Source organism: Pseudomonadota bacterium (genome assembly GCA_013285465.1).
Classification (GTDB): domain Bacteria; phylum Pseudomonadota; class Alphaproteobacteria; order Micavibrionales; family CSBR16-224; genus CSBR16-224.
This window is the reverse complement of sequence record CP053449.1, coordinates 393,063-411,783: the sequence shown is the minus strand read 5'-3', so window position 1 is coordinate 411,783 and position 18,721 is coordinate 393,063. Positions and strand designations below refer to the sequence as shown.

Below are 18,721 nucleotides of genomic sequence, written 5' to 3'. Positions count from 1 at the left end.
GTTTACAGAGAAGGAAAGAGAGGATAATTTTTCACAGAACAAAAACATATATTTTAAATATCTGAATTAAAAGGAAAAATAAATACGCTATTCTGATAAAAACCTGCCGGCTCTTATGAATATATTTTACATAAACATTATCAGATATTTACTTTTCGGCTACATATATCGCCGTTGCGGAATCACAGTGTGACAACACCGCATAAAGATCGGGCAGCGTCAGCGCCACACAGCCCGCCGTCGGCGTTTTTTCGGGCCGCATCAGATGCAGAAAGATCGCACTTCCCCTATCAGGAACGGGCGGGGAATCATTATAGCCCAGCGGCACGACGATATCGTAGACATCATCCTTGCGCCACATCTCCTCATATGATGAGTCGCAAGGCAGCGTCACCAATTGATTATAGGCAGGGTCGACGGGGTCATCGCACCATCCATCCGTTTCTGCGATGACGTGCACAGGCAGAGAGGTCTCGGGCTTTTTCACTTTATCCGCGCGGTAATAAACACAGCGCAGCGCCCATGTACCCAACGGAGTCGCGCCGTCACCCTCGCGCTTTGCCGCAGCGGCAATAACGCCGCCGCGCCCGAGAACACAGTCATAACTTTGTCCGTGAAATTGCAGAATACCGCGTGTCGGATCAGCGGAATCGGGCGTAACCAAAATCAGATTATCACCCATCTTCCGCCTTTCTCTTAAGCAGCCATTGCCTTTTGCATTGCTTCACCCAAACCGGCAGGGCTGTCGGAAACAACGATACCGGCGGCTTTCAGCGCCTCCATCTTCGAAGCCGCATCGCCCTTACCGCCTGCAATAATTGCACCCGCATGTCCCATACGTTTACCGGGAGGCGCCGTCGTACCGGCAATAAATCCGGCCACAGGCTTCTTGCGCGATTGCTGCGACAGGAATTCCGCGGCTTCTTCTTCCGCCGTGCCGCCGATTTCACCGATCATCAAAATGCCTTCCGTTTCCGGGTCTTCCAGAAACAGTTCCAGCGCATCAATAAAATTGGTGCCGTTAACAGGATCGCCGCCGATACCGATACAAGTCGTCTGGCCAAGGCCGTTTGCCGTTGTCTGGGCAACCGCCTCATAGGTCAGCGTACCGGAGCGGGAGACAATCCCGATACGTCCGCGTTTGTGGATATGGCCCGGCATAATACCGATTTTACATTCGCCCGGTGTGATAATACCGGGGCAGTTCGGCCCGATCAGCCGTGTTGCCGAACCTTCCAGCGCGCGTTTGACCCGCACCATATCCGTAACCGGAATACCCTCGGTAATGCAGACGGCCAATGCGATTTCCGCATCGACAGCCTCCAAAATCGCATCGGCTGCGAAGGGCGGCGGCACATAAATAACACTGACCGAGGCACCGGTTGCTTTCACGGCTTCTTCCACCGTGTCAAAAACCGGTAGACCCAGATGCTGTTGCCCGCCTTTGCCCGGCGTCACACCGCCAACCATTTGCGTTCCGTAGGCGATCGCCTGTTCGGAGTGGAAGGTGCCTTGCGCTCCGGTAAAGCCCTGACAAATCACTTTTGTATTTTTATCGACAAGTACTGACATTAAGCTGCATCCTCTCTGACCGCGTGAACGACCTTTTGCGCCGCATCGGCAAGGTTATCGGCTGTGATGATATTCAGCCCCGATTTACGCAGAATTTCTTTTCCTTTATCCACATTCGTGCCTTCCAGACGCACGACCAGCGGCATTGTCAGCCCCATTTCGCGCGTTGCGGCAACAATCCCGTCGGCAATAATGTCACAACGCATAATGCCGCCGAAGATATTCACCAGAATACCTTCAACATTCGGATCGGATAAAATCAGTTTAAAGGCTTCGGTGACGCGTTCTTTATCCGCGCCGCCGCCGACATCCAGAAAATTGGCCGGTTCGCCGCCATAGAGCTTGATGATATCCATCGTCGCCATTGCCAGACCGGCACCATTAACAAGACAGCCGATATTTCCGGCCAGCTTGACATAGCTGAGCTCAAGATCTTTCGCCTTGCGTTCTGCCGGGTCTTCTTCCGACTCGTCACGCAGCTCTTCGATATCTTTATGGCGGAACAGCGCGTTATCATCAAAATTCAGCTTACAGTCCAGCGGAATGACATCATTTTCTTTTGTGACAACCAGCGGGTTAATCTCCAGAATGGAGGCATCCAGTTCCACAAAAGCATTATAAAGCGCACCAACCAGTTTCTGTGCCTGTTTGACCTGCTCCCCTTGCAAACCCAGACCAAAAGCCAGCTTGCGGCCATGAAAAGGCTGGATACCCGTTGCCGGGTCAACAGCGATTTTCAGGATTTTCTCGGGTGTTTTTTCCGCCACTTCCTCAATATCCATGCCGCCTTCGGTCGAAGCCATGATGGTAATGCGTGCGGTTGCACGGTCCACCAGCAGACCCAGATACAGTTCACGGTCGATATTGCAGCCTTCCTCGATATAAACGCGCATCACTTCCTTGCCCTCGGGCCCGGTCTGATGCGTCACCAGCTGCATCCCGATCATTTTATCGGCTTCGGTGCGGACATCATCCAGCGTCTTCACGACTTTGACGCCGCCGCCTTTGCCGCGCCCGCCCGCATGAATTTGCGCTTTGACGACATAGACATCGCTGTCCAGTTTTTCAGCGACCTTAACCGCCTCTTCCGCCGTATAGGCAACGCCGCCGGCCGGCACGGTAATTCCGCGCGCGCGCAGCAGTTCCTTGGCCTGATATTCATGGATATTCATATGATTTTCCGTTCCTTTATTTCTATTGATAACACACCGCAAGAATCAGGCGTTAAGCATAGCACCGCGCAAAATCTACCGCAAATTTTTCATGCCGCAAATCGCCGTAGTTTTCATGCAAAACAATACCGGCTTAAGTGACTGTATTGTTGTACAAAAATCCTCCACCCCTTGACTATTTGCCATAATAAATATATTGTAACACTTTGATAAAATAACAATTGCGATTGCGAGAGAAAAATTATGTCCGGATCAAACAACCATCCCGTAAGGGGCGCCGTCGGGAAAGTCTTCAGATCAAAAGCCGGCTCCCTTGCCGCCACACTGTCACTGGCCCTTCCGGCCATGGTTCTGACCTACCCTTTGATGCTGCCGGTCCCCGATGATGACCGCGGCGAAAATTACGAAGACTCTGCCGCATATTTCGATGCCGCCTTCCAAACGCTGGAAGAGCAGAAACAGACGCTGGACGCCGCCAATAAAGAACTGTCTTTTGCCAATCAGAATGACAGCGACACATATCAAAACATGCTGGCAAAACATAATACCTTGCAGAAAAGCTTCCATGCAGGCACACAGAAATTTATCAAAGAGGTTCATTTCGACGGTAATCTGTCTGAAGAAGACGTATTGGACTACATGGATGATCTGGAAGACGATATTATCGACCCGGAAGTGATCGGCTATCAGGGCTTCGAAGCCGGCATGCAAAATGAAACCGATGCCTATGCCGTTTTGCGCGAATGCCGCGCAAAAAGCAACGGTGATCTGGATAAGTTGCAAAGCCTGATGGCGGAAGAAAGCGCCGATCTGAACGAAAACTCTATTTATCTCGGCTTGGTATTCGGCCTGCTGTTGAACATTTTCGGATTTGACAAACGCCTGCGCAAAGGCGCAGAGAGCGAAGGCTTCCGCAACTGGGAAAAAGGCCGTTCAAAAACACCTTTCAGCCCGCCGACTCCAAAACATTAATATCGGCCTTAAGGTTTGCGCTGCGTTTTGCGGCGGCGCTTCGCAGCGGCCGGTGCAGGCTGCGCATCATCATTGGCGGGGGCATAGCCTGATGCCGCCGGATCAATATGGCCGTAACCGACCAGATCCTTAAAATGCTTCAGCGCCGGATCTTTCTTATCTTTACCGATTTCGGGAATTTTCGCCCCCTCCATAAAGCGGTCAATAAAGCGCCGCGCCACAACGGCTTTGCGGGCGTTGCCGTGATACAGGCCGTGTGCGGCTTCCTCACACAGCAGTGCCGCCGACAATGTGTCAGACATCAGATCCAGCAAATTACGCCCGAAAACCTCGCCATCCTGCGGGTTCTTCCGCAAATAGGTCAGCGCATTTTTGCATTTTTTCTGTGCGGATTTCAGCGCCTCTTGCTCATATTTCATCACATCGGGCATGGCATCGGCAATGGCGGTGATTTTATTCAAAAAGACCTCGTCCCCGTTTTCCCGTCCGGCAACCATGCGCAGTAGTTCCAGCGCCTGAATATTGGCGGGGCCTTCCCATACCGGCAGAACCATCGTATCGCGGAACAGCCGTGCTGTCGGGAATTCCTCGGTATAGCCGTTACCGCCGACCATTTCGATGGCGTTCTTGCCCGCCTGAATGGCATATTCTGCGGTTTTGTATTTTGCCAGCGCCGTAGAAATACGCAGCCATGAACGGTTTGCATCATCTTCCAGCGCATCATCAAAACTGCGGGCGGCCTCGAAAGCCAGCGCCGTTCCGGCCTCCAATGTTGTCAGCGTATTCAAAAGCTGTTCCTGCACCATCGGATAATTATCAATGGTTTTTCCGAAAGCTTCGCGGTGTTCCGCCCAGCTGATCTGCTCCAGAAAGGCGCGGCGATGTGCACCGGCAGCACCGACGGCATTATGGATGCGGCTGTATTCCAAGGCTTCCATCATAATTTTCAGTCCGTGCGGCGGCGGGACGATTTCAATCGCCTCTGTATCCACCAGATCAATTTCTCCGGTTGCCAGACCTTTTGTGCCCAGCTTGTCTTTCAGGCGGCGGATATGATAGCTGTTTTCCGAGCCATCCTCCAGATGGCTGGGGATAAGATACAGCCCCAGACCTTTACTGCCTTCCGGCGCATCTTCGGGGCGTGCGGTCGCCAGCGCCAGACCCGATGTCGCATTACTGGTAAACCATTTCAGCCCGTTCAGTTTCACTTTGCCGTCTTTATCGGTTTTGCCAGCCCGTGTTGTTGTCGCGCCGACATCGGAGCCACCATGCAGCTCCGTCGCCCATGTTCCGCCGGTTTTTGTGAAACCGTCCATACGGGTCAGTTCCGGAAGATATTTTTCGCGCACCGCGTCAGGGGCGAAATGTTCCAGCACATATGCAACTGCGCCTGTCATTGTGACGGGGCAATGCACGGAAATATCGGCTTCCGAAAGCATATATCCCATCGTGAAGGACAAAAGATGCGGCGACGGGTCATCTCCGAAAGCAAGACCGACCGCGCCTTTTTTATAGGCTTCCTGATGTTCCTGTTCGTAAAGCGGGTTAAAAATCACACGGCCTGTGCGTTCGCCTTTTTTATTATAAGTCTCGAGCTTTGGCGGTGCATGGCGGTCACTGTATTCGGCCTGCTTATCCAGCCTGTCGCCGACCCATTCGCCAAAATCAGAGAGCCTCTTCTTATGGTCTTTCAAAAGATCAGGCGCAATGCGCTCCAGAATATCCTGCAGATTACGGTCATTGTCGAAAAAATTACTGCCGCGTGTTTCGGGGGGATAATTTTGCGGTGTGCGGGGAGAATTCGCTGTCATGGCGTGGCCTCACTTCCTTTAAAAATAAAGACGAGATATATCACAAAGCCGCCTGCGGGACAATCCCGCGCGGTTTCAACACACACACTGCTCTATTTTAAAGACGTTTCGTTTTTCTGCGATGCCACATGTTTTTTGTGGTATCGCGCACAGGCATCGGATAAGGCCTTGCACAGATCACCGCCTGCACCGCCTGCAAAATTTTTACCCTTCATATCCTTGGCCAGAATAGCGGTCAGCGTTCTATGATGAGCCATAACAATTTCCATCGCATCACTATCGGGTTTTTCAACCGTTTCCATGAAATTGATCAGCACATCACAGATTTTTGATACCAGCGGATATTGGAACATGCCGCCCTGTGCCCGCAGCTGCATTGCCGGGAAGAACAATTTTTCAATCGCTCTTTCCCCCTCCACTTTGCCGGTCTCAATCTCGGTTATGATTGTTTGCAGCTCATCCAGCAGTTCCTGCGCAATCGGCGTAAAGTCAATATCGTTATGTTCGATCAGATCTTGCGCTTTTTCGATTTTCTTTTTATCAAAGCCGCCATGACCGACTTTCTTTTTCAGCACATTGGGCGGAACGATTTTTTCCGCACGGCGCAATTTTGTTTGGTTGGAAATACCCGCCATCGTGACGACACCTTAAATCTTTCATAAATATATGTGCAGTGATATAGCAACGTCACCGCACAGCCGCTTGCGACTCAGTTTTGTAAATCACTTTTATCTTACCATTGTAAACCATATTCTATAGACTGCAAGTGCAACTATTCAATTGATTTAAATCAAGAAAAATGCGTTAAATGAGAAAAATATTTCCTTATGTAAAAACTCATGCTATAATAAAAATCTAACATATTTTTAAGTTTATATTCGGTTTGCAACATTACGGAGTATTTCGCCGATCATGGCATATGAATTAGATACAGTTAAAGTTCTTGTTGTCGAAAGTTCAACCCCTTTATTTCAACTTTTCCAAGGTGTTCTACGTCTTCTGGGCGTGCCGGAGATCAATGTTTTTCCGGCCTATTCCAAACAGGAAGGGTTCGAGAAATTTGTCCGCGGAAACCATGATCTGCTGATTATTGACTGGATGGGCGTTCCCGATCAGGGCATTCAGCTGGTGCGGGAAATCCGTACCAATCCGCGCTCTCCCAATCCTTTTGTGCCCATTTTGATGACGGCAGGATCCGGCCATGAACGGCGCGTCTTCCTGTCGCGCGATAACGGCGTTTCCGATTATCTGGTGAAACCTTTTTCCGCCAAAGATCTGGCATCGCGGATTGAACGGCTGATTGAAAAACCGCGCCCCTTTGTGCATTTCACGGATGAGGAAGGCAATCTTGGCTATGTCGGTCCTGACAGACGTCTTAAAGAAAAGCCGTTTGAAGGCTATGACCGCCGTATGGTGATGAGCCCGACGACCTCCGCCGCGCAACAGCGGCAACAACAACAAAACTAAACTGCCGTAAAAGCGTCAACCGCTTCAAGATTTACAAGCAGTTCCGCACGTTTTTTTGCGGCTTCTTCATCATCGCCCCAATTTTCAGCCTGATAGAGTTCTTCAACCAGTGCCGCCTCATGCGCCGCCGCCGGCGTGATCCATTTCTTTGCCAGCGCATAACCCAGAACCGCCGATCCCAATAGCGGCACCGCCGCCTGCACGGCTGTCAGGGTGATACCATCCTCTTTCCGCAGCACGGCTTCAAATGCCGCCATTTCATCCGCGCCATTTGCCGCACCCGTGATCTCTGTCACGGTTTTTAGCGTGATGCCTGTTTTCGCTGTAAATTCCTGCATAAGCGGCTGCCATAGTTTTTGCTGTTTTTTTTGCAAATCCGCAGGATGCGGTACAGGATAGCAAATCAGCTCCGTCTCGATATATGGCAGTAGCTCGGCAATAATACCGTCTTTTTCGTCTTCCGCCTTATCGGCATAAGTATAGGACAGTTGCGTGATCCGCATATCATGGATATTGATTGTCTCTTTTTGCGCATCCCATTCTGCGGCGACTTTTGCAGCAAGGCCTTCATACGGCAACAGCAATATTTTACGCAGCGGCGTTTTGACCGGCCTTCCGTCCAGAAAAACACCATATCCGCCGGGTTCTTTTTCCAGCGTGACGGATTTATAAAAACGTTTCATTGCCCTGCCGCCTTCTCACCTTCCAGTAACGCCGCACAGAAATCTTTCCCTGCCGGCGCCACAGGCATTTCGCCAAGATTGCTGCCTGTCAGCATGCCGCCCAGCTTCATAATCATACCTGTTGTTTCCGGTGCGATTTCAGGGGATTCCCATGGGCCTGTGATACGCAAAGGTGCGGCTAGGTTCATCGCCCCTTCCTGTTTCTGTTTGGGCTGCGGATAAAAAGTCAAATCATAGCTTTGCGCAATCAGATTGATACTGCCGCGCCCGTGAATGACGGTCTTCTCCGTATCCAGCACCATCGGCCCGGTGGCAATACCGTCCGCAACCGTAAAGACCCCGACCGCACAGGAAAATGGCGTATTTTTTCCGATTGTCGTATTTTGCAATGCCGTCACCAGATCCCCTGACCACAGATCAATCACATTTCCCTGAATACTGCCCTCTCCCGCACGGATCACGACTTTTCCCGTCAAAGCTCCCGGCGCGGCATAAGCGGCGGACAGATCCAGATCAGCATCCAGCTTTCCGTCAACCTCTTCGAAAAACCGCCCGTAATCAACATCCTGCAGCTCTCCCTTCAAATGCAGCACTTCCTCATTATAAGAACATGACCCGGAAAAACTGCCTGCAGCCGCCTTAATCCGTAAGGGCGCAATTTGCAGATGTGCCTGTTCCTCTCCTTCCTGCGCATGCTGCCATAGAATATCCCCGCTCAACTTTCCGGAAAGCGCCTCTCTTACTTCGGGCGAGAGCACGTCCCGCAACTGTTCGGATTTCTCCGCCAGTTTCAGATAATCAATATCCGATAATGTTCCCGTCATCTTCATCTGCTGTTCATCCGCCGTTACCGCACCGGAAAAACCGCCGCCCGCATAGCGTATCTCCAACGGTTTGACGGACATCAGCGTCGTGCCCTCTTCCGTCAGGCCGCTCGTCACCGTCATTTCGGCGTTCAGCACAGCCTCTTCTTCATCCAGAAAAGAGCCGAAATCCACATCAGCGGCAACCGCCTTCATATCAAAACGGTCTTTTTCTATCTGCGCCGTACCGGTAATACCGCCCTTGCCGATACCGATTTCAAACGGATCAACCCGCCATTTTTCCTGTTCATAAACGATATTCAGCTTTGATGTGCCGACAGGTTTTTCATTCACCGAAACCCCGTTCAGTTCCAATGTGACGACGACTTTTTTGATCTGGTCGTGACGGCGGAAAATCGTATAAATATCATGCAGCATCATAACGCCGCTTTCCGCGTGAACCGTGATCTTGTCTTCCTTGCCCGGTCCGATTGTGATATCGCTGAAAATCAGGCGCGGGCTGTTCGGATTAAATCCCGTGTAAATAGGCCCGGCGATCATAACCTTACGCCCCCATTCCCTCTGGCTTTTACTGGCAATCAGTTCGGGCCAGTCATTGAAATTCAGATACAGCAGTAATCCGACATAAGAAAGGCCGGTCAGTACAACCAGCACAATGACCAGACGCAGTAAAATAACACTCATATAACGTAAAAACTGTCCCATATAGCCCCTATAACAGCGCCTCTTCCATGGTGGCATCTTCGGTAAATCCGAATTTTTTACATGTCCGGCGCATATGATCCGGCAAAGGTGCCGTAATATCAAGCGCCCGCTTCCCCAAAACACTTTTCGGCACAATCAGGCGGCGTGCATGCAGATGCAGCGGCGGGTCTTCCTCCTGCATCACATCCTGAAAGCGCTCTTCTTCCTCCAGCGAGGCATATTTTGTATCACCAATCAGCGGGCAACCCATATAAGCCGCATGCACACGGATCTGATGCGTCCGTCCCGTCAGAGGCGAAAACACCACCCATGCCGCGCTGTTTCCCAGACGATCCGCTACCGCATAGACAGTCCGCGAGGATTTGCCGAATTCCGGATCAACTTCCATTGCGTCACCGCCGCGTATGCTTTTCTTGGCGATCGGGGCGACAATCTCGCCTTCTGTTTCCTCCGGCACACCCAGACAAACAGCCCAGTAATATTTCTGCAGCTTATGCCCGCGAAACGCATCACCCAGTTTGCGGGCAACAGCCGCATTTTTTGCAACCAGACAAACGCCCGATGTTTCCAGATCAAGACGGTGGACCAGATGCGGCCGGTCAATTCCTTTTTCCCGCGCATCAGCCGCCAGAATACCGTCCAGATGGCGTTTCTGACGGCTGCCCCCCTGTGAGGCCAGCCCCGCAGGTTTATTGACGGCCAGCACATCATCATCTTCATACAGCACGAATGAGGCCAGCAAGGCGCGATCTTCTTCATCCAGTTTATAGTCTGTTGTTTTGACATTCTTCTTTACGGGGTTGGCGGCCAGCGCATCCAAAGGCGGGATACGCACGGTCTGCCCTGTTTCAAGCCGCGAACCGCTTTTGACCCGCCCGCCATCCACGCGGATTTGTCCGCCGCGCAACAGTTTTTGCAAATGTCCGAATTTCAGATTGGGAAAATGCTGTAAGAACCAGCGATCCAGACGCATACCGTCATCTTTTTCTTCCACAACCCGTGTCTGCACACCTTGATCCGACATATTTTTTTCTTTCTTTTTATTGATCTGCAATCATCCGGCACCACGCATCACGGCATAGCCCAGGAAAACCGCCGCAAGTGAGCCAAAAACCGATAATGCCACATAAGAAACCCCCAGCGCTGAAAACCCAGTCTGAAACATTTTCATGGTTTCAAGAGAGAAGGCCGAAAAGGTTGTAAAACCGCCCAGTAGACCGACAGCAAGAAACAGACGTATATTTTCAGCCTGGACGGTGTTTTCCGGACGCGATAAAAGCCACGCGGCAAATGCCCCCATCACAAAAGAGCCGGCGATATTCACTGCCACCGTACCGAACGGAAAAATCTCGCGATTCATCATCACCGCGCAAATATACCGCAACGCAGCACCGATCGCACCGCCGCATGAGACGGACAGAATTGCTGAAACCGAAAGGGTGCTAAACATTTCAAAAACCTTCTTTTTGATTGTCCGGTACGACAAACCACTATAAGAGCATCTTCGCACAGGATGAAACAAAAACAAACGCCCTAAAACAGGAGAGATACAGCTTACAAAAACCGAGAGAAAGGAAAAATAGAAAAAAACTAGATAAAATTCGTTACAGTTTATATCTGTATCCTAATGAAATTTAATGATTTGTTTGCTGTGTTGGGCTTACAATGGAGGATATGCATTGTCGACTGCATATAGAGGGAATGTGATTCGCATGCTATGTTATGAATGCGGCGCATAAAAACAAGGAAGAGCAAAACCTATGATAAAATTGCCGAAATTATGGACAAAAAACGAAGACGGTGCCGTTGCAATTGAATTTGCACTGGTTGCCGCGCCGTTTTTTATCACCATTATCGGCATTCTGGAATTCTGCCTGTTTTTTGCAACAGGTATGGCGCTTGAAGGTGCGGCACATGATGCCGCCCGTGTGATCCGCACGGGAGAAGCACAAAAATCAGGTGACCCGCTGACCGTTTTTCAAGAGCGGTTGTGCAGTACGATCAGCGTTATTGTTGATTGCGACGGTGTCAGTTATGAAGTCATTGAAATTCCGGAAGACAGCTTTTACAGCGTCGCCGATTACGAACCGCAATTTGACGAAGACGGCAATCTGGTCAGTCAAGGCTTTGCCCCCGGCGGTGTTGAAAGTACGGTACTGGTGCGCCTTGCCTATCGTTACAATTTCATGACGCCCTTGATCGGTCATATTCTGGATAGCGGCCCTGTTGAAAATGTGTACACCCATATGGCCACAGTTGTATTGAGGAACGAACCCTATGCTTTTGAATAGCGCAAAAATAGCGGCAACGCTCATAAAACAGCGTGTGGGGCGATTATGCCGCCGCTGGGCAAAAGACGACCGCGGTAACATCGTGATTGAAACCGCAATGCTGTTTCCGCTTTTGATGACAATGTTGATGGGCTCCTTCGATGCCGGACAGGGCTTGCTGGTAAACAAGAAACTGATTTCCGCTGCGCATATTGCCTCCGACCTGATTGCCCGCGAAAAAACCTTATCGGACGATATGCTGGACGAATTTATTGAAGCAGCACATTTAAGCATGGAGCCTTACGCAATTGACAGTTTTGGTATTGATGTTGTCGGCATCCGCTTTGTCGGTGAAGATGCCACCCCGACAATCCAGTGGCGTGATACATTCGACATGGACCCGGTCGCGAATATTGAAACGCTTTCCGAAGGTCTGGGAAAAGAGAATGAAGGCATTGTCGCGGTGACGGTTGTTTATACCTATCAGCCGCGTTTTTCCAATGTCATTGTTGATCCTATTAATATGCAGGAAACGGCTTTTGTACGCGGACGCGTCTCTTCCTTTGTACAAAGAGAGTAGAACCGTCCTCCCGGGAGATGAATCGCTATGAAGAAAATATTCAAAAATATCCGGTCCATGATCGGCAAATATATCGGCGATACCTCCGGTGCGACGGCTGTGGTCTTTGCTATTGTCATCCCTGTTCTGGTCGCCGCCGTCGGGCTGGCCGTGGATATGGGACAGGCCTATAACGTCAAAAACCGCCTTGGCAATGCCGTGGATAAAGCGGCACTGGCCGTTGCCGGCACCACCGGCGATATTGATGTGCTGGAAGAGCGTATGGAAGCATTCATAGCGGCAAATTATCCTGAAGAAAAAATCGGTACGGCCTTTGATGTGGAAATGGTTATTGATGATCAGGTTGTGACCATCACCGCACATGCCCGCGTTGACACGAAATTTATGCGCCTGTTCGGGAAAGATCAGGTTGAAGTTTACGCTTTTTCCGAGGTCACGCGTGAGCTGTCCGGTCTGGAAGTTGTGCTGGTGCTTGATGTCACCGGCTCTATGGCCGGGTCGAATATCACAGCACTGAAGACGGCCTCCAATGACTTTCTGGAGATTATGTTCGACCGGATCGAAGATGAAGATTACTTAAAAATCGGCCTTGTCCCCTATAGTTCCTCCGTCAATGTCGGCCCCTATGGATGGGGCGAGAATCCGGACGGTACGGAATACGGAACGGCCTTTGTCGTCACACCGGATACCGATGATTATTATGCCGACCCCAGCACTATCACCTATAATACCGGCCAAACCAATCAATGGCATGGCTGTGTGCTGGCGCGCGATTATCCGCTGGACACGGAAGACGAGCCGCCCGTGGAATGGCAGATGTACCGTTATCCCCGCACTTGTTATAGATACGGCTGGCAATGGGTTTCCGGGCAGGGCTGGGTTTATCAATGTACGCAATGGTATAGCGGTAACCCGAATACCAACTGCCCCGCGACACCAGTCGTACCTCTGACCAATAACCGTACGACGCTGGAAGATACAATCAATGCTCTTAACGCACAAGGTCACACATACGGCAATATCGGTATGGCCTGGGGCGGGCGTCTGATTTCACCGGAAGAACCCTTTACCGAAGGGGAGGAATGGGATGATCCGCGCTGGCGTAAAGCGATTGTGATGATGACCGATGGTAATAACACAATGCATCCGACCTATTCCGCCTATGGCAAGACCAGTGAACACAGCATTACACCGTCTGATTTGAATGACCGTTTAGAGGAAACCTGCGAAAACATCAAAGCAAATGGTGTCCGTATCTATACGGTAACCTTCCAATCAGGTATCAGCGCCAGTACCAAGACTTTTTACCGGAACTGTGCCTCGGATGACAGTATGTATTTCGATGCACCGACCAATGATGATCTTGTTGATGTGTTTCAGGAAATCGCCAACCAGCTCAGCAAGCTGCATATCAGTAAATAGGAAAGATTTATTTCGGTTCGGCCAGATCGGCAAAAAGCGGCAGCGACAAGTAACGTTCGGCACAGCTGGGGATAATGACCACAATCTGCTTATTCAGCATATCGCGGCGCGCACCGGTTTCAAATGCCGCCCATAAAGCCGCGCCGCCGGAAATCCCAACGGGAATCCCCTCGGTTTCAATCACTTTGCGCGTCCATTCATAGGCTTTTTCATTACTGACGGTGATGACCTCGTCAACCGCATCCGTATCCAGAATATCCGGCACAAAACCCGGTCCGATACCCTGGATTTTATGCGGGCCGACAGTACCGCCCGATAAAACAGCGCTGTCTGCCGGCTCAACCGCAATCGTCGTAATCTGCGGTTTTTTCGCCTTCAACGCCTGCGAGATACCGGTGATGGTGCCGCCTGTCCCGATTCCCGCAATCAGCACATCGACCTTACCCTCCGTATCCTGCCAGATTTCCTCCGCCGTTGTAACGCGGTGAATTTCAGGATTGGCCGGGTTCTGGAATTGCTGCGGGATAAAGCTGCCGGGAATGTCTTTTGCCAGCTGCTGCGCCTTGTCTATTGCGCCCTTAATTCCCTCTTCCGCAGGGGTTAGATGCAATTCCGCGCCAAACATGCGCAGCAGTTTTCGGCGCTCATATGACATGGTTTCCGGCATCGTCAAAATCAAACGGTAACCGCGCGTCGCACAGATAAAAGCCAGACCGATGCCGGTATTGCCGGAAGTCGGCTCGATAATCACCGTATTCTTTTTAATTTTGCCGTCGCGCTCTCCCGCTTCGATCAAGGCCATCGCCAAGCGATCCTTGACGCTGGAGAGCGGATTGAAAAATTCCAGCTTCGCCAGAATATCGGCATGCACGCCGGTTTCCTTTGTCAGATTAGGCAGGCGCACCAAAGGTGTTGCACCGATCGTATCGGTAATCGAATCATAGATTTTTCCGCGGAATTCCATATATCAAGCCGATTTTGCAACCAGCGTATCGGTTCCGGTCGAACCGAAACCGCCTGCACCGCGCTGGGTTTCATCAAGGTTTTCAACCTCGTTCCAGACGGCGCGCGCATGCGCCGCAATGACCATCTGCGCGATACGCATACCGCGTGTAATCACAAAATCTTCCTTGCCGTGATTAATCAGGATGACCTTAATTTCGCCGCGGTAATCGGCATCAATCGTGCCGGGGCTGTTTAGAACCGTGACCGCATGTTTTGCGGCAAGGCCGGAGCGCGGACGAATTTGCGCTTCGAAACCTTCGGGAAGCGCAATACCAAGTCCGGTCGGTACCAATTGCCATTCCCCTTGTTTCAAAACCAGATCTTCCGTCACGGCGGCTTCCAGATCCATCCCCGCCGAAAGCGGCGTCGCATAATCAGGGCGGTTCAAATCCTTGCCGTGTTCAAACCGCATGATATCAATATTTGTGTCTGTCATACTCGTCTCCTTCGCTTTTAAAACTATTTCAATGCCGCAATAATATGATCGACCAGCTTGGCCGCCACAGCGGATTTTCCCATGCGCGGCCATTGCTCCACCAATGGGGTATCAAGCTGCGGCTTTTTGTTTTTTTCCTGCCCCGCTTTTAGCAGATGCACGGTATTGCTGTCACCCCCGAATGTCTCCGTCCCTGCCGAGACATCATTGGCGACAATCCAGTCACAGCCCTTTTTCGCCAGTTTCGCTGTCGCGCGGGAGACAACATCACCTGTTTCCGCAGCAAAACCGATCAGCAAGGGCGGGCGTTTATTACCCAACCCGGCCAGTGTTTTCAAAATATCGGGATTTTCCTTGAGTTCAATCGCGGGCGGTCCGGCACCATCGCGTTTTTTCATTTTCTGTTCTGCGGTATTGACAGGTGTCCAATCCGCAACCGCCGCCGCGCAAACGGTAATATCACAAGGCAACGCCGCTTCGCAGGCCGCCAGCATTTCCGCCGCTGTTGTGACACGCACAATATTGATACCTGCGGGAATACTCTCATGCGTCGGACCTGTCACCAGCGTTGTTTCCGCCCCCGCCTTGGCCAGCGCCGTTGCAATCGCAATCCCCTGTTTGCCGGAGGAATGATTGCCCAGAAAGCGCACGGGATCCAGCGGTTCATAAGTCGGGCCGCTGGTGACCAGCGCCTTTTTTCCCGAAAGCGCCCCCTTTTGCGCGGCAAGCTGTGCGGAGATTTCCTTGAGAATATCTTCCGGCTCCGCCAGACGGCCTTCACCGGTTTCTCCGCAGGCCATTTCTCCTGCGGCAGGATCGACAAACAAAACGCCGCGCTTTTTCAGTAATGCGATATTATCCTGCGTCGCAGGATGCGCCCACATTTGCGGGTTCATTGCCGGGGCAACCATGACAGGCTTATCTGATGCCAGTAAGACAGTCGCCGCCAGATCATCAGCAAAGCCCTGCGCCATTTTTGCCAGCATATGCGCCGTGGCGGGCGCAACGACAATCAGATCCGCCTCGCGTGACAGGCGGATATGCCCCATCTCGCTTTCATCTTTCAATGAGAACAGATCGGCATAGACCTGATTTTCCGACAAAGCCGCGACAGACAACGGCGTCACAAATTCCGCCCCGCCTTTGGTCAGGATACAGCGCACATCACCTTGCTGCTTTTTTATCAAGCGGATCAGCTCTAAAGCTTTATAGGCGGCAATGCCGCCGCTGATAATCAGTAAAATATTTTTTCCGGCCAGTGTCATTCTCTTCAAGCCTCCTTCAAGCCGCTATGAATAGCCACAATACCGCCCGACATATTGCGGTATCGTGCCTGCGAAAAACCAGCCTTTGTGATGCGCTGCTTCAAATCTTCCTGCGTCGGGAATTTACGGATACTTTCCGCCAAATATTGATAACTTTCCGCATCTTTTGCGACCCATTCCCCCAGTTTCGGAATGATGTGGAAGGAATAGGCATCATAAAGCTTATCCAGCACCGGCAGAACAACATGACTGAATTCCAGACAGAAGAAACGTCCGCCCGGCTTCAACACACGGTGGATATCTTTTAAAGCCGTATCAATGCGGGTCACATTCCGCAATCCGAAGGCAATGGTACAGGTATCAAAACTGTTATCGTCGAAGGGCAGTTTTTCGGCATTCCCCTCCACCCAGTCGATTTCCTTTAAGATACCGCGGTCAATGGCACGGTCGCGACCGACCTCCAGCATTTCCGCGCTGAGATCACAAACCGTCACATGGGCGCGATGCTGTGTTTTTTCAAGATAGCGAAAAGCGATATCGCCCGTGCCGCCTGCCAGATCCAGCAGATGATGATCGGTACGCGGATAAACAATCGACAGAAATTTGCGTTTCCACAAACGGTGCAGCCCGCCTGACATCAGATCATTCATCAAATCATAGCGTGTCGCAACCGAGGAAAATACGTCTTCGACCAGCCGTGTTTTTTCCGTCGCATCCACCTTGCGGTAACCGAACCATTCCGATTCAGGATTTTTCGCCTGTTTTGCCATATGTTTTGCCTTCGATTTATTTTATGATAGTGCTGTCAGTATATAAAGAAACACACGGATATGACAGTCCTAAAAGGCATAAATCAGGGGTAATCCTCAGTAAATGAAACTCTTTAAAGCCATGGCCACAATCAGCAGCTGGACACTGCTTAGCCGTATTGCGGGTTTTATCCGCGATATGCTCACCGCCATCGTGCTGGGTGCGGGGCCGCTGGCGGATGCGTTTTTCGTCGCCTTGAAACTGCCGAATTTTTTCCGGCGCATCACTGCGGAAGGGGCGTTCAGCGCAGCCTTCGTGCCCGTTTTTTCCGGAAAACTTGCCACAGAGGGCAAAGAGGAAGCGCTTAAATTCGCCCGTAACACGCAATCCATGATGCTGTTGATCCTGATCCCTTTCAGTATTCTGATGGTCATCGCCATGCCGTTTGTTATCTATGTGATTGCGCCCGGTTTTGCCGGCGGCAACGGGCGTTATGATCTGGCGGTAGAATTATCGCGCATTACCTTCCCTTATATGGTGCTGATTTCACTCGTTGCCCTGCTGGGCGGGGTGATGAATGCTTTTGACCGTTTTGCGCCTTTTGCCGCTATGCCGCTGTTTTTCAATCTGGCGCTGATCGGCGCGCTGGTTTACACCATGGCGGGAGGAAATGTTCCCAGCGCCGCACATGCGATGGCTTTCGGCGTGATCGGCGCAGGCGTGATGCAGCTGATCTGGATGATCTGGCAATGCGTCCGCATCGGTGCTGGCATCGGGTTGGCCCGTCCGCAGATGAATGGCGACATGAAAAAACTGTTCAAGCTGATGGGACCGGGTATTCTGGGCGCAGGCGTGGCACAGGTTAATTTATTTATTGATATCGTGCTGGCCTCCTTCCTTCCGGCGGGGGCGATTTCTTATCTGTATTATGCCGACCGTCTGTATCAGTTTCCGTTAAGCATTATCGGGATTTCCATCGGTGTTGCCTTACTGCCGATGCTGTCCCGCGCCATCAAATCCGAAAACCATCCCGAAGGACGGGCGCTGTTCGGAGAAGCCCTGACTGTCGGCACGATGCTGGCGCTGCCCGCAACGGCAGGGCTGATTGTACTGGCTGTGCCGATTATCGCGGCACTTTTTGAACATGGCGCCTTTACCGCCGATAACACATTAATGTCCGCACGCGCGTTGCAAGCCTATGCGCTGGCCTTGCCTGCCTTTATCGCCGTAAAAATCCTCAGCAGTGCCTCTTTTGCCGCCGAAGATACCAAAACCCCTGTGCGCTATGCCATTATCGGATCATCGGTAAATATCGCATTAAGCATCGCATTTTTGAAACCGCTGGGACATGTCGGCATTGCCCTGGCCACCGCCTGCGGCGCATGGGTAAATGCTGCACTTTTGACCCGCGCCGTCTTGCACAAAAATCCTGCCGTCACATGGACAACGGCAGAGACAAAACAGCTGTTATCCCTGGCTTTTTGCGCCGGTTTGATGGTCGTGACCCTTATTTTATTGCAGTATGCGGGACTCGCGACTCTGTTTCCAAAAAATGTGATCGGTAAAATTACCCATATGTTTGCGCTGGTTTTCGCCGGAATGAGCGTATATTTTTTCGCCGTCTTCATTACGGGAAATATGCGTCATTTTAAAGGTTTACTGCAAAAACGCGCCTAAACCGCCCTTTCTCATGCTGCTATGCAACATAAGATTTCCTTGATTTTGGCGTTTCTGTCTGGCAAACATACGAACGATATATGTTTGTACATAAAGTTGTACGAATATTA

General features: G+C 51.2%; 19 protein-coding genes. 6 read left to right on the top strand and 13 right to left on the bottom strand.

The window, feature by feature from the left end:
* Positions 1 to 148: 148 nt before the first annotated feature.
* Genes HND56_02055 through sucC form a run of 3 tightly spaced genes read right to left on the bottom strand, consistent with a single transcriptional unit; the run spans position 149 to position 2,744 of the window.
* Positions 149 to 682: a L,D-transpeptidase family protein gene (locus tag HND56_02055; protein QKK04545.1), complete on the bottom strand. Its 534-nt coding sequence runs from the start codon at positions 680 to 682 to the stop codon at positions 149 to 151.
* Positions 683 to 696: 14 nt separating this feature from the next.
* Positions 697 to 1,572, bottom strand: coding sequence for a succinate--CoA ligase subunit alpha (gene sucD, locus HND56_02050; protein ID QKK04544.1), 876 nt, complete (start codon positions 1,570 to 1,572; stop codon positions 697 to 699).
* Positions 1,572 to 2,744, bottom strand: a complete 1,173-nt coding sequence (gene sucC, locus HND56_02045) for an ADP-forming succinate--CoA ligase subunit beta (protein ID QKK04543.1) — start codon at positions 2,742 to 2,744, stop codon at positions 1,572 to 1,574. Before sucC ends, sucD begins: the two co-directional genes overlap by 1 nt.
* A 243-nt stretch (positions 2,745 to 2,987) precedes the next feature.
* Between sucC and HND56_02040 the strand changes: the two genes are divergently transcribed.
* Positions 2,988 to 3,716, top strand: coding sequence for a hypothetical protein (locus HND56_02040; protein QKK04542.1), 729 nt, complete (start codon positions 2,988 to 2,990; stop codon positions 3,714 to 3,716).
* An 8-nt stretch (positions 3,717 to 3,724) separates the two neighbouring features.
* Here the strand turns inward: HND56_02040 and HND56_02035 are convergent, their stop codons facing one another.
* Positions 3,725 to 5,527, bottom strand: coding sequence for an acyl-CoA dehydrogenase (locus tag HND56_02035; GenBank protein QKK04541.1), 1,803 nt, complete (start codon positions 5,525 to 5,527; stop codon positions 3,725 to 3,727).
* A gap of 92 nt (positions 5,528 to 5,619) precedes the next feature.
* Complete coding sequence (locus HND56_02030) at positions 5,620 to 6,162, bottom strand: hypothetical protein (GenBank protein ID QKK04540.1); 543 nt, start codon at positions 6,160 to 6,162, stop codon at positions 5,620 to 5,622.
* Positions 6,163 to 6,439: 277 nt separating this feature from the next.
* Between HND56_02030 and HND56_02025 the strand changes: the two genes are divergently transcribed.
* Positions 6,440 to 6,994 (top strand): response regulator, encoded by a 555-nt coding sequence (locus HND56_02025; protein QKK04539.1) that lies wholly within the window; start codon positions 6,440 to 6,442, stop codon positions 6,992 to 6,994.
* On the opposite strand, the gene HND56_02020 is transcribed toward HND56_02025, so the two are convergent.
* Genes HND56_02020 through crcB form a run of 4 tightly spaced genes read right to left on the bottom strand, consistent with a single transcriptional unit; the run spans position 6,991 to position 10,656 of the window.
* Positions 6,991 to 7,677 (bottom strand): hypothetical protein, encoded by a 687-nt coding sequence (locus HND56_02020; GenBank protein ID QKK04538.1) that lies wholly within the window; start codon positions 7,675 to 7,677, stop codon positions 6,991 to 6,993. The genes HND56_02025 and HND56_02020 overlap by 4 nt on opposite strands.
* Positions 7,674 to 9,206 carry a hypothetical protein gene (locus HND56_02015; GenBank protein QKK04537.1) on the bottom strand — a complete coding sequence of 511 codons (1,533 nt, stop codon included), beginning with the start codon at positions 9,204 to 9,206 and terminating at the stop codon, positions 7,674 to 7,676. Before HND56_02015 ends, HND56_02020 begins: the two co-directional genes overlap by 4 nt.
* A 7-nt stretch (positions 9,207 to 9,213) precedes the next feature.
* The gene (locus HND56_02010) at positions 9,214 to 10,230 is read right to left on the bottom strand and encodes an RluA family pseudouridine synthase (GenBank protein ID QKK04536.1); all 1,017 of its coding nucleotides are present in this window, start codon (positions 10,228 to 10,230) and stop codon (positions 9,214 to 9,216) included.
* Between the two features lie 30 nt (positions 10,231 to 10,260).
* Positions 10,261 to 10,656: a fluoride efflux transporter CrcB gene (gene crcB / locus HND56_02005; GenBank protein ID QKK04535.1), complete on the bottom strand. Its 396-nt coding sequence runs from the start codon at positions 10,654 to 10,656 to the stop codon at positions 10,261 to 10,263.
* 310 nt (positions 10,657 to 10,966) lie between these two features.
* Between crcB and HND56_02000 the strand changes: the two genes are divergently transcribed.
* From HND56_02000 to HND56_01990, 3 genes are read left to right on the top strand one after another with little or no spacing between them, the layout of a single operon-like run.
* Entirely contained in the window at positions 10,967 to 11,497 is a 531-nt protein-coding gene (locus HND56_02000; protein QKK04534.1) for a pilus assembly protein, read from the top strand.
* Positions 11,484 to 12,056 (top strand): pilus assembly protein, encoded by a 573-nt coding sequence (locus HND56_01995; protein ID QKK04533.1) that lies wholly within the window; start codon positions 11,484 to 11,486, stop codon positions 12,054 to 12,056. The genes HND56_02000 and HND56_01995 overlap by 14 nt, the downstream gene beginning before the upstream one ends.
* 27 nt (positions 12,057 to 12,083) lie before the next feature.
* On the top strand, positions 12,084 to 13,478 hold the full coding sequence (locus tag HND56_01990; protein ID QKK04532.1) for a VWA domain-containing protein: 1,395 nt from the start codon (positions 12,084 to 12,086) through the stop codon (positions 13,476 to 13,478).
* 7 nt (positions 13,479 to 13,485) lie between these two features.
* On the opposite strand, the gene cysK is transcribed toward HND56_01990, so the two are convergent.
* From cysK to ubiE, 4 genes are read right to left on the bottom strand one after another with little or no spacing between them, the layout of a single operon-like run.
* Positions 13,486 to 14,442 (bottom strand): cysteine synthase A, encoded by a 957-nt coding sequence (gene cysK, locus HND56_01985; protein QKK04531.1) that lies wholly within the window; start codon positions 14,440 to 14,442, stop codon positions 13,486 to 13,488.
* A gap of 3 nt (positions 14,443 to 14,445) precedes the next feature.
* On the bottom strand, positions 14,446 to 14,919 hold the full coding sequence (gene dut, locus HND56_01980) for a dUTP diphosphatase (protein QKK04530.1): 474 nt from the start codon (positions 14,917 to 14,919) through the stop codon (positions 14,446 to 14,448).
* Between the two features lie 23 nt (positions 14,920 to 14,942).
* Positions 14,943 to 16,184, bottom strand: coding sequence for a bifunctional phosphopantothenoylcysteine decarboxylase/phosphopantothenate--cysteine ligase CoaBC (gene coaBC / locus HND56_01975; protein QKK04529.1), 1,242 nt, complete (start codon positions 16,182 to 16,184; stop codon positions 14,943 to 14,945).
* A 5-nt stretch (positions 16,185 to 16,189) separates the two neighbouring features.
* Complete coding sequence (gene ubiE / locus HND56_01970; protein QKK04528.1) at positions 16,190 to 16,954, bottom strand: bifunctional demethylmenaquinone methyltransferase/2-methoxy-6-polyprenyl-1,4-benzoquinol methylase UbiE; 765 nt, start codon at positions 16,952 to 16,954, stop codon at positions 16,190 to 16,192.
* 103 nt (positions 16,955 to 17,057) lie between these two features.
* Between ubiE and murJ the strand changes: the two genes are divergently transcribed.
* Positions 17,058 to 18,611: a murein biosynthesis integral membrane protein MurJ gene (gene murJ, locus HND56_01965; protein ID QKK04527.1), complete on the top strand. Its 1,554-nt coding sequence runs from the start codon at positions 17,058 to 17,060 to the stop codon at positions 18,609 to 18,611.
* Positions 18,612 to 18,721: the final 110 nt, after the last annotated feature.

What these genes read in the sequence shown, in the direction of transcription:
- crcB (QKK04535.1), bottom strand. Translation starts at nt 10,656, where the DNA reads ATGTTTAGCACCCTTTCGGTTTCAGCAATTCTGTCCGTCTCATGCGGC.
- HND56_02010 (QKK04536.1), bottom strand. Translation starts at nt 10,230, where the DNA reads ATGTCGGATCAAGGTGTGCAGACACGGGTTGTGGAAGAAAAAGATGAC.
- HND56_02030 (QKK04540.1), bottom strand. Translation starts at nt 6,162, where the DNA reads ATGGCGGGTATTTCCAACCAAACAAAATTGCGCCGTGCGGAAAAAATC.
- cysK (QKK04531.1), bottom strand. Translation starts at nt 14,442, where the DNA reads ATGGAATTCCGCGGAAAAATCTATGATTCGATTACCGATACGATCGGT.
- HND56_02020 (QKK04538.1), bottom strand. Translation starts at nt 7,677, where the DNA reads ATGAAACGTTTTTATAAATCCGTCACGCTGGAAAAAGAACCCGGCGGA.
- sucD (QKK04544.1), bottom strand. Translation starts at nt 1,572, where the DNA reads ATGTCAGTACTTGTCGATAAAAATACAAAAGTGATTTGTCAGGGCTTT.
- coaBC (QKK04529.1), bottom strand. Translation starts at nt 16,184, where the DNA reads ATGACACTGGCCGGAAAAAATATTTTACTGATTATCAGCGGCGGCATT.
- ubiE (QKK04528.1), bottom strand. Translation starts at nt 16,954, where the DNA reads ATGGCAAAACAGGCGAAAAATCCTGAATCGGAATGGTTCGGTTACCGC.
- HND56_01990 (QKK04532.1), top strand. Translation starts at nt 12,084, where the DNA reads ATGAAGAAAATATTCAAAAATATCCGGTCCATGATCGGCAAATATATC.
- sucC (QKK04543.1), bottom strand. Translation starts at nt 2,744, where the DNA reads ATGAATATCCATGAATATCAGGCCAAGGAACTGCTGCGCGCGCGCGGA.
- HND56_02025 (QKK04539.1), top strand. Translation starts at nt 6,440, where the DNA reads ATGGCATATGAATTAGATACAGTTAAAGTTCTTGTTGTCGAAAGTTCA.
- dut (QKK04530.1), bottom strand. Translation starts at nt 14,919, where the DNA reads ATGACAGACACAAATATTGATATCATGCGGTTTGAACACGGCAAGGAT.
- HND56_02040 (QKK04542.1), top strand. Translation starts at nt 2,988, where the DNA reads ATGTCCGGATCAAACAACCATCCCGTAAGGGGCGCCGTCGGGAAAGTC.
- HND56_02015 (QKK04537.1), bottom strand. Translation starts at nt 9,206, where the DNA reads ATGGGACAGTTTTTACGTTATATGAGTGTTATTTTACTGCGTCTGGTC.
- HND56_02035 (QKK04541.1), bottom strand. Translation starts at nt 5,527, where the DNA reads ATGACAGCGAATTCTCCCCGCACACCGCAAAATTATCCCCCCGAAACA.
- HND56_01995 (QKK04533.1), top strand. Translation starts at nt 11,484, where the DNA reads ATGCTTTTGAATAGCGCAAAAATAGCGGCAACGCTCATAAAACAGCGT.
- HND56_02000 (QKK04534.1), top strand. Translation starts at nt 10,967, where the DNA reads ATGATAAAATTGCCGAAATTATGGACAAAAAACGAAGACGGTGCCGTT.
- HND56_02055 (QKK04545.1), bottom strand. Translation starts at nt 682, where the DNA reads ATGGGTGATAATCTGATTTTGGTTACGCCCGATTCCGCTGATCCGACA.
- murJ (QKK04527.1), top strand. Translation starts at nt 17,058, where the DNA reads ATGAAACTCTTTAAAGCCATGGCCACAATCAGCAGCTGGACACTGCTT.